Origin of the sequence: Nocardioides houyundeii (genome assembly GCF_002865585.1) — a bacterium.
GTDB lineage: Bacteria > Actinomycetota > Actinomycetes > Propionibacteriales > Nocardioidaceae > Nocardioides > Nocardioides houyundeii.
The window spans coordinates 910,958-924,954 of record NZ_CP025581.1; the positions used below are offsets into that span (position 1 = coordinate 910,958).

Sequence of the window (13,997 nt, forward strand, 5' to 3'; positions counted from 1 at the left end):
CGACCCGGTGCGTGGTGACGAGGCCCTGCTGGAGTTCGCCGGGCTGATGCGCCGACTGCGGGTCGAGTGCCCGTGGAAGGCGGCCCAGACGCACCGGTCGCTGTCGCGCCACCTGCTGGAGGAGGCCTACGAGACGCTGGAGGCCATCGACTCCGGCGACGAGAGCGGCGACTGGACTCACCTGCGCGAGGAGCTGGGGGACCTGCTGCTCCAGGTCTACTTCCACGCCGTGGTGGCCGAGCAGAGCGGGGCGTTCACGCTCGGCGACGTGGCCGGCGACATCGCGGCCAAGATGGTGCGGCGCAACCCGCACGTCTTCGCCGACGCCGGGGCCGATGCCGGGACCGACGACCTGGACCCGGCCGCGGTCAACGAGCTCTGGGAGGCCGCCAAGGCGACGGAGAAGCGCCGCGGCGCCGTCACCGACGGCATCCCCGCCGCCCTGCCGGCGCTGCTGTACGCCGACAAGGTGCTCGACCGGCTCGAGCGGGCCGGGACGCCCGTGGCGCCGCCGGAGCCCGACGCCGGGATCGGCGAGGCGCTGCTGGCGGTGGTGGCCCGGGCCCGGGCCGAGGGCGTGGACCCCGAGCAGGCGCTGCGCGACGCCGTACGTCGTCGGCTGCCCTGAGCGGCACCGGCCTCAGGGCCGGCTGTGCTCCGGCAGCGTGAGGATCTCCACCCCGTCCTCGGTGACGGCGATGGTGTGCTCGCTGTGCGCGGTGCGGGCGCCCGTCGCGCTGCGCAGCGTCCACCCGTCGGCGTCGGTGACCAGCTCGGCGGTGTCGGCCATCACCCACGGCTCCAGCGCCAGCAGCAGGCCGGGACGCAGCTTGTAGCCGCGGCCGGGCCGTCCGGTGTTCGCGATGTGCGGGTCCTGGTGCATCGTGGAGCCGACTCCGTGGCCGCCGAACTCGGTGTTCACCTGGTAGCCCGCCTCGCTCAGCACCGTGCCGATGGCGTGCGAGAGGTCCCCGACGCGGGCACCCGGGCCGGCCACGGCGATCCCGGCCGCCAGCGCCCGCTCGGTCGCCTCGATCATCGCCAGGTCCGCGGCGGGCCGGGTGTCGCCCACCACGAAGCTGATGGCGGAGTCGGCCACGACCCCGCCCAGGGAGACCGCCAGGTCCAGGGAGAGCAGGTCCCCCTCGACCAGGGCGTAGTCGTGGGGGAGCCCGTGCAGCACGGCGTCGTTGACCGAGGTGCAGATGTAGTGGCCGAACGGGCCGCGCCCGAAGGACGGCGCGTAGTCGACGTAGCAGGAGACCGCGCCCGCCTCGAGGATCATCGCCTTGGCCCACCGGTCGATGTCGAGCAGGTTGGTGCCAGGCGTGCTGCGGCCCTTCAGCGTCGCCAGGACGTCGGCCACCAGGGCGCCGGTCCTCCGGGCCTGCGGCAGTCGGGTCGGGCTGAGGATCTCGATCATCGGGGCGCCTTCCTGGGGACCAACAACTATCCCACGCATCCTGTCCGGTGGTCGCCGCCGAGCAGCAGGCAGGGGTCCGGTCCGAGGGGTCAGCCACTGACCTCGTCCGGCGCGGGGCCGCGGGCGGCGTTAGGCTGACGGGCCTATTCCGCACCAAGACCCAGGAGTCACCTTGGCATCGATCGAAGCTGTCGGCGCACGCGAGATCCTCGACTCGCGAGGCAACCCCACCGTCGAGGTCGAGGTCCTCCTCGAGGACGGCTCGTTCGCGCGGGCGGCCGTGCCCTCGGGCGCCTCCACCGGCGCCTTCGAGGCCATGGAGCTGCGCGACGGCACCAAGCGGTACGGCGGCAAGGGCGTCGCCAAGGCGGTCAACGTCGTGATCGAGACCATCGCGCCCGCCATCACCGGCCTGGAGGCCGACGACCAGCGCCTGGTCGACCAGGCGATGCTCGACCTGGACGGCACGCCCAACAAGTCCAAGCTGGGCGCCAACGCGATCCTGGGCGTCTCCCTGGCGGTGGCGCGAGCCGGCGCCGAGTCCGCCGGGCTGCCGCTCTTCCGCTACGTCGGCGGCCCCAACGCCCACGTGCTCCCGGTGCCGATGATGAACATCCTCAACGGCGGCGCGCACGCCGACACCAACGTGGACATCCAGGAGTTCATGGTCGCCCCGATCGGCGCACCCACCTTCGGCGAGGCGCTCCAGCAGGGCACCGAGGTCTACCACGCGCTCAAGTCGGTGCTGAAGAAGAAGGGCCTGGCCACCGGCGTGGGCGACGAGGGCGGGTTCGCCCCCGAGCTGCCGTCCAACCGCGACGCGCTGGACCTGATCGCGGACGCGGTCAAGCTGACCGGGCTCACCCTCGGTCGCGACATCGTGCTCGCCCTGGACGTCGCGGCCACCGAGTTCCACGAGAAGAAGAAGTACGCCTTCGAGGGCCAGCAGAAGTCCTCGGACGAGATGATCGCCTACTACGCCGACCTGGTGGCCAACTACCCGATCGTCTCCATCGAGGACCCCCTCGACGAGGAGGACTGGGACGGCTGGAAGGCGATCACCGACGCCCTGGGCAGCAAGGTCCAGCTGGTGGGCGACGACCTGTTCGTCACCAACGTCGAGCGGCTGCAGCGCGGCATCACCGGCGGACAGGCCAACGCCCTGCTGGTCAAGGTCAACCAGATCGGCTCGCTGACCGAGACCCTGGACTCGGTCGACCTGGCCCACCGCAGCGGCATGCGCTGCATGATGAGCCACCGCTCGGGCGAGACCGAGGACACCACGATCGCCGACCTCGCGGTCGCGACCAACTGCGGCCAGATCAAGACCGGCGCCCCGGCGCGGTCGGAGCGCGTGGCCAAGTACAACCAGCTGCTTCGCATCGAGGACACCCTCGACGACGCGGCGCGCTACGCCGGTGCGGGCGCGTTCCCGCGTTTCCGCGCCTGAGCGGGAGACACTGGACGCCTGATGGCGCAACGACGTACCCCCCGGACCACGCCCGGGGGCACCCGGCGACCCGGCCAGCGGGGCACGACCCCGCGGGCCCGGGTCGCCGCGGCGACTCCCGGCACAGCACTCGGCGCAGGGCGGGGCTCAGGGCTGGGCACAGGGCTGGGCACAGGGCCCGGATCAGGACCCGGGGCCTCCCCACGGCGCCGGCCCCGGTTCACCGGCCGCGCCGGCGTGCTGCTGCTGGTGCTGGCGGTGCTGACCGTGTCCTACGCCTCCTCGCTGCGCGCCTACCTGGACCAGCGGGCCCTCATCGGCGACCTGCAGGAGTCCATCGCCCGCCGCGAGGTGAGCATCGCCGAGCTGGAGCGGGAGAAGGGGCGCTGGGACGACCCGGCGTTCGTCCGGGCCCAGGCCCGGGAGCGCTTCGGCTACGTGATGCCCGGGCAGACCGGCTTCCAGGTGCTTGACGCAGACGGCAAGCCGCTGGACGGGCGCGACGGGCTCGACGACCCCGACGACGTGCTGACCACGACGCCCACGCCGTGGTGGAGCGACGCCTGGGACTCCGTCGAGCTGGCCGGCAACCCGCCGCCCGCCCAACCCCGTGCCCCGAAGTCGATCAACGGCGTGAAGAAGTCCAACCAGGAGTCGAAGCAGTGATCGAGGCACGCGACGAGCAGGCCATCGCCCAGCAGCTGGGGCGCACTCCCCGCGGCATCCACGAGGTCGGGCACCGCTGCCCCTGCGGCAACCCCGACGTGGTCACCACCGAGCCGCGGCTGCCCAACGGCACCCCGTTCCCGACCACCTTCTACCTGACCTGCCCCCGGGCTGCCTCCCGCATCGGCACCCTGGAGGGCGGAGGGCTGATGAAGCAGATGCAGGACCGGCTCGCCGAGGACCCGGAGCTGGCCGCGGCGTACCGGGCCGCGCACGAGCGCTACCTCCAGGCCCGGGACCGGATCGGCGCGGAGGCGCACCTGGAGGTGCCCGAGATCGAGGGGATCTCCGCGGGCGGCATGCCCGACCGCGTCAAGTGCCTGCACGTGCTGGCCGGTCAGTCCCTGGCCCAGGGGCCCGGGGTCAACCCGCTCGGCGACGAGGTGCTCGAGCTGCTGGGCGAGTGGTGGTCGGCCGGGCCCTGCGTGCAGCCCTGTGCGGAGCCCTCGGATGGCTGAGCCGAACGCGCCCGTCACCATCGCCGCCATCGACTGCGGCACCAACACCATCAAGCTGCTGATCGGCGCGCTGCCCGACGTCGCCGTCCGCGAGATGCGCATGGTCCGCCTCGGCCAGGGCGTGGACACCACCGGCCGGCTGGCCGACGACGCGCTGGCGCGGGCCTTCGCCGCCCTCGATGAGTACGCCGCGCTGATCGCCGAGCACGGCGTGCCCCCGGAGCGGATCCGGTTCTGCGCCACCTCCGCCACCCGGGACGCCGAGAACGCCGAGGAGTTCGCGGCCGGGGTGGAGCAGCGCCTCGGCGTGCGGCCCGAGGTGATCGCCGGCGACGAGGAGGCCGAGCTCGCCTTCGACGGTGCGGTCCGCAACCTCCAGGCCTCGGCGGAGGCGCCGGTGCTGGTCATCGACATCGGGGGCGGCTCCACCGAGCTGATCCTGGGGGACGAGGCGCCGCTGGCGACCTGCTCGCTGAACATCGGGTCGGTGCGGCTGCACGAGCGGCACCTGCGCTCCGACCCGCCCACCGCCGCCGAGGTCGCCGCCTGCGTCGCCGACATCGAGACGGCGCTCGACGAGGCCGAGGGCCTCGGCGTGGAGATCGGCTCCGCGGCCACCGTGGTCGGGGTCGCCGGCACCTGCACCACGGTCGCCGCCGGGTGCCTGGGGCTGAGTGCCTACGACCCCGACGCGATCGACCAGTCGGTGATCTCGGTCAGCGACTCCCACGCCTTCATCGACCGGATCGTCGCCGCCACCGTGGCACAGCGCCGCGCGCTGGGGTTCATGCACCCGGGCCGCGCCGACGTGATCGACGCCGGCGCGCTGATCCTGGACCGGGTGCTGCGGCGTACCTCGGTCTACTCCTGGATCGTCTCCGAGGCCGACATCCTCGACGGGATCGCCTGGTCGGTGGCCAACCGCAGCGACTGATCCAGCGACTGGCTCCGAGCGACCACCGCGGCCAGCCGCGCTCGCAGGTGCCGGACGGCGGGGCTCGCCTCCATCGTCTCGCGCCACAGCAGCCGCACCTCGCGCCGGGGGATCGGGTCCACGACCGGGACCGGCACCACGCCGGCCGGCAGCGGGCCACGCCCCAGGCGCGGCACCAGGGCCACCGCCACGCCCTCCTCGACCAGCCGCACCTGGGAGGCGAACTCCCAGGACCAGAACCGGACCTGCGGCGGCCGGCGGTGCGCGGAGAACATGTGGGTGAACCACTCGTGGCAGATGGTGCCGGGCGCGGTGGAGGCCCACAGCTCCTCGAGCAGGTCGCCGGGGGTGACCTGCTCGCGTGCCGCCAGCCGGTGCTCGCGGTGCACCAGCAGGTCGGCCACGTCGTGCCCGACGTGCTCGGCGCACAGGTGGGCCGGCAGCGGCAGCGCCACGCCGGTCCAGCTGTGCACCAGGGCGACGTCGACCTGTCCCGTGGCCACGAGCTCGACCGCTTCCGCCGGGTCCTTCTCGGTCACGACCAGGGCGAGGTCGGGCGCGGTGCGGGCCAGGTCGCCGGCCAGCGGGGCGACGATGCCGCGCACGCCGGTGGAGAAGGCAGCCAGCCGGAGCGTCCCCCCGAGTCCTGCGGCCTCGGCCCGCAACGAGGACTCAAGCGACTCCATGCGGGCCAGCACCTCGCGCCCCTCGGCGACCAGCAGCCGGCCTGCCTCGGTGAGCACCACGCCCCGGCCGATCCGCTCCAGCAGCGGTACTCCGGACTGGGACTCCAGCCGCTTGATCTGCTGGGAGACCGCGGACGGGGTGTAGCCGAGGCTGGCGGCCGCGGCGCCGACCGTGCCGTGGGCGGCCAGGGCGATCAGCGACTGGAGGGCGACCATGTCAATCATGTAGCAACATTACCGATTGAGGCCCACGACTATCCACTGGACGTGAACGGTCATCGTTGCGGAGGATGGGGTCATGCCCCTGAAGGACAGTCTGCTCGCCACGCTCGTCGCCGTGATCTGGGGCGTCAACTTCGTCGTCATCGACGCCGGGCTGGACGAGGACATGCCGGCCCTGCTCTTCGTGGCGCTCCGGTTCACGCTGGTCGCCCTGGCGGTGGTGGTGGTGGCCCGTCCGCAGGTCCCCTTCCGGCAGGTGGCGCTGGTGGGGGCGTTCATGAGCGTGGGCCAGTTCGGGCTGCTCTACTCCGCGCTGGCGATGGGCATGCCGCCCGGGCTGGCCTCGCTGGTGCTGCAGGCGCAGGTGGTGCTGACGGTGGTCTTCGCCGCGGTCCGGCTCTCCGAGCTGCCCACCGCAGGACAGCTCGCCGGCGTGGTGCTGGGCGCCGTCGGCCTCGGGGTCGTCGCGCTCGGGCGCAGCGCGGCCACCCCGCTGCTGGCCCTGCTGGTCACCGTGGCCGCCGCGGCCTCCTGGGCCTGCGGCAACGTGGTGGCCCGCCGGGTCGGCACCGCCTCGGGCCTCTCCCTGACGGTGTGGTCGGCCACCGTCGTACCCCTGCCGCTGCTGGCGCTGAGCCTGGTCGTGGACGGTCCCGACGCGGTGGGCCACGCGCTGACGTCGCTCTCGCTGGCCGCGGTGCTGTCCACGGTCTACACCGCGGTGCTGGCCTCCTGGGTGGGCTACGGCATCTGGAACTCGCTGCTGGCCCGGCACCGCACCTCCGCGGTGGTGCCGTTCACCCTGCTCGTGCCCCTGGTCGGGATGACTGCGGCCTGGCTGGTGCTGGGGGAGACCCCGAACGTGGCCGAGGCGGTGGGAGGTGCGGTGCTGCTGCTCGGGGTCGCCACCGCCGCCCTCGGCCTCCCCGGACGCCGCCGGAAGGGCGACGGGTCGTCGTACATTGAGACCGTGGAGCAGCCGGACGAGACCGTGCGCGTGCCCGGGTGAGGCACCCGCTGACGGGCCAGGACTTCGACTCGCCCGTGCCGCCGGGCACCGGCTGGCCTGAGGACCCCGCGCAGCCGGAGACCCCGACGGCGCGCACCCCCGCGGGCGTACGACGGCTCGCCGCGACCGACGACCTGGCCGAGCTCGACGCGCGGGTCAGTGTCTGCTCGGCCTGCCCCCGCCTGGTGCGGTGGCGCGAGGACGTGGCCCGGGACAAGCGCGCCTCGTTCGCCGACCAGCCCTACTGGGGCCGGCCCATCGCCGGCTGGGGGGATCCGGAGCCCAGCGTGCTGATCGTCGGGCTCGCCCCGGCCGCCAACGGTGGCAACCGCACCGGCCGGGTCTTCACCGGCGACAGCAGCGGCGACTGGCTCTTCGCCAGCCTGCACCGGGTCGGGCTCGCCACGCAGGCCACCTCCGCGCACGCCGGGGACGGGCAGCGGCTGCTGGGGGCCCGGATGGTGGCCACCGTGCGCTGCGCGCCTCCGGCGAACAAGCCGACACCGCAGGAGCGGGACACCTGCGCCCCGTGGATCAACCGGGAGGTCGAGCTGCTCCGTCCCCACCTGCGCGCGGTGGTCGCGCTGGGCGCCTACGGCTGGGACGGGGCGCTGCGGGCGCTGCGCGGCGCGGGGGTCGCCGTACCGACCCCGAAGCCCAAGTTCGGGCACGGGGTGGAGGTGGAGCTCGACGGGATCACCCTGCTCGGCTGCTACCACCCCTCCCAGCACAACACCTTCACCGGGCGCCTGACGCCGGTGATGCTCGACGAGGTGCTGGGGCGCGCCCGGGAGCTCGGCGGCCTCGGTGGACAATGAGCCCATGATCAGCGCGCAGAGCACCGGGGGCGGGACCCTCCATGCCATCACCGTCCTGGGCCACGACCGGCCCGGGATCATCGCCGAGGCCACCGCGAAGCTGGCGGCGCTGGGGCTCAACATCGAGGACACCTCGATGACGCTGCTGCGCGGCCACTTCGCGATGACGCTGATCTGCGCCGGCCCGGCCGGTGATGCCGAGGTCGAGACGGCCCTGGCGCCGCTGGCCGCGGACGGCAGCCTCACCGTCACCGTGCGCGAGGTGCCGCACGAGGACGGGAGCACTCGGGCACCGGCGACCCCGTGGGTGCTGACCGTGCACGGGGGTGACCGTCCGGGCATCGTGTCCCGGATCGTCGGCGAGGTCGCGGCCGTGGGCGGCAACATCACCGACCTGACCACTCGGCTGGCCGGCGACCTCTACCTGCTCGTCGCCGAGGTGGCACTGCCCGGCGACGCCGACACCGCGGTGCTGGCCGCGGCGATCAACCAGGCCGCCACCGACCTGGGCGTGGGCGCCACCCTGCGGCCCGCGGAGGCCGACGAGCTGTGAGTGCCAGCAACGACCGGCTCGCCGCCTGGACCGAGGCCGAGCTGGGGGTGGCCGGGCGCGTCCGCGAGGTGGTGCGCGCGCCGGCGCCGGTGCTGTCCGCGGACGGCGACAAGGTCGATCCGACGGACCCCGAGGTGGTGCAGCTGGCCGCGGACCTGGTCGCCACCATGCGGGTCTCGCCCGGGTGCGTCGGCCTGGCCGCGCCGCAGGTCGGGGTGGGGGCGAAGGTGTTCTGCGTCGACGTCTCCGAGCACCCCAAGACCCGCGGCCACCACGGCACCTTCGTGCTGTGCAACGCCGAGGTGGTGGAGTCCTCGCGCAACGAGAAGGCGCGCGAGGGCTGCATGAGCGTGCCCGACTTCACCGGCGATGTGAAGCGTCCCTCCCGGGTGCTGGTGCGCGGGCAGCTGCCCGGCACCGGCGAGGAGATCGAGGTGCGCGCCGAGGCGTTCGAGGCCCGGTGCCTGCAGCACGAGATCGACCACTGCGACGGGTTCCTCTTCCTGGACCGCGTGGCCGGCGCCCATGCCGTCTACGCTCGCCAGACGTATCTCTAGAGCCGGCGACCTCGGCTCGGCCCCCGTATCCCAATCGGCAGAGGAAACCGCCTTAAAAGCGGCTCAGTCTGGGTTCGAGTCCCAGCGGGGGCACTCTCACGCCGCACGCGAATTCGGGAACATGGGGAGTTCCCCGGACGTTTAGAACCGTGACGGCTGCGTAGAGTAGACGTCATTGCGGAGCGTGGTCAGGGAGACCGCGCCCACCGGCCTCCAAGGAGAGACCACACATGAAGAGCACAAACCCGGTGTTCGCCCGGTCCGAAGAGTTCAACGGCCAGTCGAACGCCTACGGCAACCAGACCTACCCGGGATACGGCCAGGCCCCGCAGGGCGGCCAGCCGGCGTACGGCGACCGCTCCACCTGGGGCACCGGCGTCTCCAACATGCCCGACGTGGCGGCGCCCGAGCGGCGGATGACGATCGACTCGGTCGTGCAGAAGACCGCGATCAGCCTCGCCGTGGTGATGGCGACCGCGTTCGCCACCTGGTGGTACATCGGTGACGTCAACGAGGTCACCGCCAGCCGCCTGTACTCGGCCCTGATGATCGGCTCGCTCGGCGCTTTCGCGCTGTCGATGGTCAACTCGTTCAAGCGGGTCATCAGCCCGGCGCTCGTCGTCGCCTTCGCGGCGCTCGAGGGCGTGGCGCTCGGCGCCCTGAGCAAGTACTTCGACGCCAGCTTCGGCGACGGCATCGTCACCAACGCCGTGTTCGGCACCTTCGCTGCCTTCGCCGGCACCCTGGCGGCGTACAAGTTCTTCGACATCCAGGTCGGTGACAAGTTCCGCAGGGGCGTCATCGCCGGGATGTTCGGCATGGTGGGCCTCGGCCTGCTCTCGCTGGTGCTCAGCTTCGCCGGCATCGACCTCGGCTTCTTCGGCACCGGGGCCCTCGGCCTCCTCTTCGCCGTCGTCGGCCTGGTGCTCGGTGTCTTCATGCTGATGCTCGACTTCGACTTCGTGGAGAAGGGCGTCGCCGCCGGTCTGGACGAGCGGGAGTCGTGGCGTGCTGCCTTCGGCCTGACCGTGAGCCTGGTCTGGATCTACACCAACCTGCTGCGCATCCTGGCGATCTTCAGCTCGGACTGACACAGCGCGAGAACGTCGCAAGGGCCCCGGAGCGATCCGGGGCCCTTCGTCGTTTCCGGGGCGTGCGCGCGCCTACTGCGTGGCGAGCCCGCCGTCGGGGCCCGGGTCGTCGCCCTCGTTCTGCTCGGGCGGCTCGGCCTCGGTGGCGGGCTTGCGGCGACGGTGCCGCAGCTCCACCCAGCGCCCGCGCAGGCCACGCTGCTCGCCGCCGACCTCGGTCCCGTCGAGCTCGGTCCCGGTGTTGCGGGCGGCCTCGACCGCGGCCGCGGCCACCGGCATCACCCGTTCGCCGCGCACGGACTCCGGGGCGGACTCCTCCTCGGGCGCCAGGCCGAGCGCGGCCAGGGTCGAGGGGAGGAGGACCGCGGCCATCGCCTTGTAGCCGTCGGCGGAGGGGTGGAACTGGTCGGGGCCGAAGAAGAGCGCCGGGGCGGTGTCGAACTCAGGACCCAGGATGGTGCCCATCGAGACGGTCCGTCCGCCCTCGTCGACCACCGCGATCGCCTGCGCCGCGGCGATGCGGCGCGACCACTCCCGCGCCACCTGCCTCAGCGGCGGCGGGATGGGCCGGATGGTGCCGAGGTCGGGGCAGGTGCCGACCACGACCGCGGCGCCCTCGGCGCGGAGCCGGCGTACCGCCTCGGCGAGGGAGCGGACCGACGCGGAGGGGAGCACGGTGTGGGTGACGTCGTTGGCGCCGACCAGGATCACCGCGACGTCGGGCTGGCCGGGCAGCGCCCGGTCGACCTGCGCGGCGAGGTCGGAGGACTTGGCGCCGACCTTCGCCACCGAGCGCAGGTGCACCCTGCGTCCGGCCTCGGCGGCCACCCCCGAGCCCAGGTGCGCTCCGGGGGTGAGCTCCACTCGGTCCACGCCGTAGCCGGCGGCGCTGGAGTCCCCGAGGATCGCGATCTTGATCGCCGGACCCGGGCGCCCGCGACCGTACCAACCGGTGGCGTCCGGCGGGGTCTTGCTGGCGTTGCCGATGACCCGCCTGGCCAGCTTCGCCTCGGCGATCAGTACGCCGTACAGGCCGGCGCCCAGCACCGAGAGACCTCCGCCCCGAACGCGGCGGCGGAGGCGAGCTTGCGTGCGGCTGCTGCTTTACCCACGGCCTCACTGTAGTGAGGGGGGTTGCAACTACATTTGCCGGTATGCGCTTCGTCAACTCGCTCCTCGACCTCATCGGCAACACGCCCCTGCTGCGGCTCTCCGGCTCCCTGGGCCCCGAGCTCACCGTCCGACGAGGTGAGGACAGCCCGGGGCCGCTGGTGCTGGCCAAGGTGGAGTACCTCAACCCCGGTGGGTCGGTGAAGGACCGCATCGCCACCCGGATGATCGACGCGGCGGAGGCCTCCGGGGCGCTGCAGCCGGGCGGCACGATCGTGGAGCCGACCTCGGGCAACACCGGCGTCGGTCTGGCGATGGTGGCCCAGGAGCGCGGCTACAAGTGCGTCTTCGTGTGCCCCGACAAGGTGAGCGAGGACAAGCGCAACGTGCTCAAGGCGTACGGCGCCGAGGTGGTGGTCTGCCCCACCGCGGTGGCCCCCGAGCACCCCGACTCCTACTACAACGTCAGCGACCGGCTCGCCTTGCAGCCCGGCGCCTGGAAGCCCGACCAGTACTCCAACCCGCACAACCCGCGGTCCCACTACGAGACCACGGGCCCTGAGATCTGGGAGCAGACCGAGGGGCGGATCACCCACTTCGTGGCCGGGGTCGGCACCGGCGGCACCATCAGCGGCATCGGGCGCTACCTCAAGGAGCAGAACCCCGAGGTGCAGGTCATCGGCGCCGACCCGGCCGGCTCGGTCTACTCCGGCGGCACCGGACGGCCCTACCTGGTCGAGGGCGTGGGAGAGGACTTCTGGCCCGACACCTACGACCGCGACATCGCCGACCGGATCATCGAGGTCTCCGACGCCGACTCCTTCGCCTTCACCCGTCGGCTCGCCCGCGAGGAGGCGCTGCTGGTGGGCGGCTCCTCGGGGATGGCGGCGTACGCGGCCAAGCAGCTCGCGACCGAGCTGGCGGCGCAGGGACGCGAGGACGCGGTGATCGTGGTGCTGCTGCCCGACTCCGGGCGCGGCTACCTGACCAAGGTGTTCAACGACTCCTGGCTGGGGCAGTACGGCTTCGCCACCGAGGCCGCCGACGCCGACACCCTCACCGTGGGCGCGGTGCTGCGCGGCAAGTCCGGGCAGCTGCCCGACCTGGTGCACACCCACCCCGGCGAGACCATCGCCGAGGCGGTGCACATCCTGGCCGAGTACGGCGTCTCCCAGATGCCGGTGGTTCGGGCCGAGCCGCCGCTGGTGGCGGCCGAGGTGGCCGGCTCGGTCTCCGAGCGGGCGCTGCTCGACGCGCTGTTCAGCGGTCAGGCCAAGCTCACCGACGCCGTGGAGGACCACATGTCCGAGCCCCTGCCCACGATCGGCTCCACCGAGGCGGCCCGGGACGCGGTCCTGCTGGTGGAGAAGGCCGACGCGGTGCTGGTGCACGAGGACGGCAAGCCCATCGGAGTGCTCACCCGGCACGACCTGCTGGGCGTGCTCGCCAAGGGCTGACGCCGGGTCGCCGGGCTGCCCCTAGAGCCCAGCGGGTCGTGGCACCTCGGTGCAGATCCGCGACACCGACTGGGTCAAGGAGGCCTGCGTGGAGATCGCCACCGACGTCGTCGTGCTGCTCGCCCTGGCGGCCTTCGCGGCGGGCTTCGTGGACGCCGTGGTGGGAGGAGGCGGCCTGATCCAGCTCCCGGCGCTGCTGCTGGCGCTGCCGGGTGCCTCCCCGGTCCAGGTCCTGGCCACCAACAAGCTCGCCTCCATCTGCGGGACGACGGTCAGCTCGGTCACCTACGGGCGGCGGATCCGTCCCGACCCGCGGACGTTCGGCCCGTTGATGCTCGCCGCCTTCGCCGGCTCGGCGGGCGGCGCCGTGCTGGCCAGCCACCTGCCGCGGGAGGCCTTCGACCCGATCGTGCTGGTGGCCCTGGTGGCCGTCGGCGGCTACGTCGTGCTCAAGCCGACGCTGGGCGGGGTCACCGAGCTGCGGTTCACCGGGGGACACCACACGCTGGCCGCGGTGGGCACCGGCCTGGTGGTGGGGTTCTACGACGGCGCGCTCGGTCCCGGCACCGGCTCGTTCTTCGTGATCAGCCTGGTCAGCCTGCTGGGCTACAGCTTCCTGGAGGCCTCGGCCAAGGCGAAGCTCGCCAACTGGGCCACCAACCTGGCCGCGCTGGTGGTCTTCGTGCCCCAGGGTGCGGTGCTGTGGGGGATCGGGCTGCTGATGGGGGCGGCCAACATGCTCGGTGGCTACCTGGGCGCCCGCACCGCGATCGGCCGCGGGGCGGCGTTCGTGCGGGTCTTCTTCATCGTCGTGGTGGGCGGCTTCGTGGTGCGCATCGGCGGCGGGCTGCTCGGCCTGTGGAGCTGAGCCGGTGACCCCCACGTCGTACCTCACCCTGGCCCGGGACGGCGAGGCCGAGATCGAGGTGAAGCGCTCCCGCTTCCTCTGCACCCTGCGCCGGGTGTCCGAGGAGGAGTCGGCGAGGGCGGTCGTGGAGGAGCTGCGGCGGCGTCACTGGGAGGCGCGCCACCACTGCTCGGCGTTCGTGCTCGGCCCCGACCGCGCCCTGGAGCGCTCCAGCGACGACGGGGAGCCGGCCGGCACCGCGGGCGCCCCGATGCTGGAGGTGCTCCGCGGCCGGGAGGTCAGCGACGTGGTGGCGGTGGTGACCAGGTGGTTCGGCGGCGTGCTGCTGGGTGCCGGCGGACTGGTGCGGGCCTACGGCGACGCGGTGCGCGCCGGGCTGGACGAGGTCGGTCTGGTGCAGCGCCGGCTGCTCGCCGAGTACGCCGTGGAGCTCGACCATGCCGAGGCGGGGCGGGTCGAGAGCGACCTGCGCAGTCGCGGGGTGGAGGTGCTCGGCGTGGAGTACGGCGCCCGGGTGCGGTTGCTGCTGGGCACCGAGGACGGCGCAGGGCTGGAGCATCTGCTGGCGGAGTCGACCGCCGGTCGGGCGGCCCCGGCCAGGACGGGGGAGCGGTGGGTGGACCGGGCCTGAGCCG

Annotated in this window: 16 protein-coding genes and 1 tRNA gene; 14 read left to right on the plus strand and 3 right to left on the minus strand. The window is 73.1% G+C overall.

Annotated elements, in window-relative coordinates:
* Positions 1–7 precede the first annotated feature (7 nt).
* Entirely contained in the window at positions 8–628 is a 621-nt protein-coding gene (locus C0R66_RS04380) for a nucleoside triphosphate pyrophosphohydrolase (protein ID WP_241901568.1), read from the plus strand.
* A gap of 12 nt (positions 629–640) precedes the next feature.
* Here C0R66_RS04380 and map read toward each other — a convergent pair whose 3' ends face one another.
* Positions 641–1,423: a type I methionyl aminopeptidase gene (gene map / locus C0R66_RS04385; protein ID WP_101523679.1), complete on the minus strand. Its 783-nt coding sequence runs from the start codon at positions 1,421–1,423 to the stop codon at positions 641–643.
* Between the two features lie 172 nt (positions 1,424–1,595).
* On the opposite strand from map, the gene eno reads away from it, so the two are divergent.
* The 4 genes from eno to C0R66_RS04405 are packed head-to-tail and all read left to right on the plus strand — an operon-like array spanning position 1,596 to position 4,991.
* The gene (eno, locus tag C0R66_RS04390) at positions 1,596–2,873 is read left to right on the plus strand and encodes a phosphopyruvate hydratase (RefSeq protein WP_101523680.1); all 1,278 of its coding nucleotides are present in this window, start codon (positions 1,596–1,598) and stop codon (positions 2,871–2,873) included.
* 21 nt (positions 2,874–2,894) lie between these two features.
* A complete protein-coding gene (locus tag C0R66_RS04395; protein WP_101523681.1) occupies positions 2,895–3,539 on the plus strand; it encodes an FtsB family cell division protein in 645 nt (214 codons plus the stop codon).
* The gene (locus tag C0R66_RS04400; protein WP_101523682.1) at positions 3,536–4,057 is read left to right on the plus strand and encodes a DUF501 domain-containing protein; all 522 of its coding nucleotides are present in this window, start codon (positions 3,536–3,538) and stop codon (positions 4,055–4,057) included. Before C0R66_RS04395 ends, C0R66_RS04400 begins: the two co-directional genes overlap by 4 nt.
* Positions 4,050–4,991 (plus strand): Ppx/GppA phosphatase family protein, encoded by a 942-nt coding sequence (locus tag C0R66_RS04405; RefSeq protein ID WP_101523683.1) that lies wholly within the window; start codon positions 4,050–4,052, stop codon positions 4,989–4,991. The genes C0R66_RS04400 and C0R66_RS04405 overlap by 8 nt, the downstream gene beginning before the upstream one ends.
* On the opposite strand, the gene C0R66_RS04410 is transcribed toward C0R66_RS04405, so the two are convergent.
* On the minus strand, positions 4,919–5,902 hold the full coding sequence (locus C0R66_RS04410; protein ID WP_101523684.1) for a LysR family transcriptional regulator: 984 nt from the start codon (positions 5,900–5,902) through the stop codon (positions 4,919–4,921). The two genes, C0R66_RS04405 and C0R66_RS04410, sit on opposite strands and share 73 nt — an antisense overlap.
* A gap of 73 nt (positions 5,903–5,975) precedes the next feature.
* On the opposite strand from C0R66_RS04410, the gene C0R66_RS04415 reads away from it, so the two are divergent.
* The 6 genes from C0R66_RS04415 to C0R66_RS04440 all read left to right on the plus strand — a co-directional run bounded on the left by C0R66_RS04415 (position 5,976) and on the right by C0R66_RS04440 (position 9,927).
* The gene (locus tag C0R66_RS04415) at positions 5,976–6,908 is read left to right on the plus strand and encodes an EamA family transporter (protein WP_101523685.1); all 933 of its coding nucleotides are present in this window, start codon (positions 5,976–5,978) and stop codon (positions 6,906–6,908) included.
* Positions 6,905–7,726: a uracil-DNA glycosylase gene (locus tag C0R66_RS04420; protein ID WP_199286816.1), complete on the plus strand. Its 822-nt coding sequence runs from the start codon at positions 6,905–6,907 to the stop codon at positions 7,724–7,726. The genes C0R66_RS04415 and C0R66_RS04420 overlap by 4 nt, the downstream gene beginning before the upstream one ends.
* 4 nt (positions 7,727–7,730) lie before the next feature.
* A complete protein-coding gene (locus C0R66_RS04425) occupies positions 7,731–8,279 on the plus strand; it encodes a glycine cleavage system transcriptional repressor (protein ID WP_101523686.1) in 549 nt (182 codons plus the stop codon).
* Entirely contained in the window at positions 8,276–8,836 is a 561-nt protein-coding gene (gene def / locus C0R66_RS04430) for a peptide deformylase (protein ID WP_101523687.1), read from the plus strand. The genes C0R66_RS04425 and def overlap by 4 nt, the downstream gene beginning before the upstream one ends.
* Positions 8,837–8,855: 19 nt before the next feature.
* Positions 8,856–8,929 (plus strand) — tRNA-Leu (locus tag C0R66_RS04435).
* Positions 8,930–9,066: 137 nt separating this feature from the next.
* Positions 9,067–9,927, plus strand: a complete 861-nt coding sequence (locus C0R66_RS04440; protein ID WP_101523688.1) for a Bax inhibitor-1/YccA family protein — start codon at positions 9,067–9,069, stop codon at positions 9,925–9,927.
* Positions 9,928–9,999: 72 nt separating this feature from the next.
* Here C0R66_RS04440 and C0R66_RS04445 read toward each other — a convergent pair whose 3' ends face one another.
* A complete protein-coding gene (locus C0R66_RS04445; RefSeq protein WP_101523689.1) occupies positions 10,000–10,974 on the minus strand; it encodes an SGNH/GDSL hydrolase family protein in 975 nt (324 codons plus the stop codon).
* A 107-nt stretch (positions 10,975–11,081) separates the two neighbouring features.
* Between C0R66_RS04445 and C0R66_RS04450 the strand changes: the two genes are divergently transcribed.
* The 3 genes from C0R66_RS04450 to C0R66_RS04460 are packed head-to-tail and all read left to right on the plus strand — an operon-like array spanning position 11,082 to position 13,993.
* A complete protein-coding gene (locus tag C0R66_RS04450; protein WP_101523690.1) occupies positions 11,082–12,494 on the plus strand; it encodes a cystathionine beta-synthase in 1,413 nt (470 codons plus the stop codon).
* A gap of 49 nt (positions 12,495–12,543) precedes the next feature.
* Complete coding sequence (locus C0R66_RS04455; RefSeq protein WP_338039614.1) at positions 12,544–13,362, plus strand: TSUP family transporter; 819 nt, start codon at positions 12,544–12,546, stop codon at positions 13,360–13,362.
* Between the two features lie 4 nt (positions 13,363–13,366).
* The gene (locus C0R66_RS04460) at positions 13,367–13,993 is read left to right on the plus strand and encodes a YigZ family protein (RefSeq protein WP_101523691.1); all 627 of its coding nucleotides are present in this window, start codon (positions 13,367–13,369) and stop codon (positions 13,991–13,993) included.
* Positions 13,994–13,997: the final 4 nt, after the last annotated feature.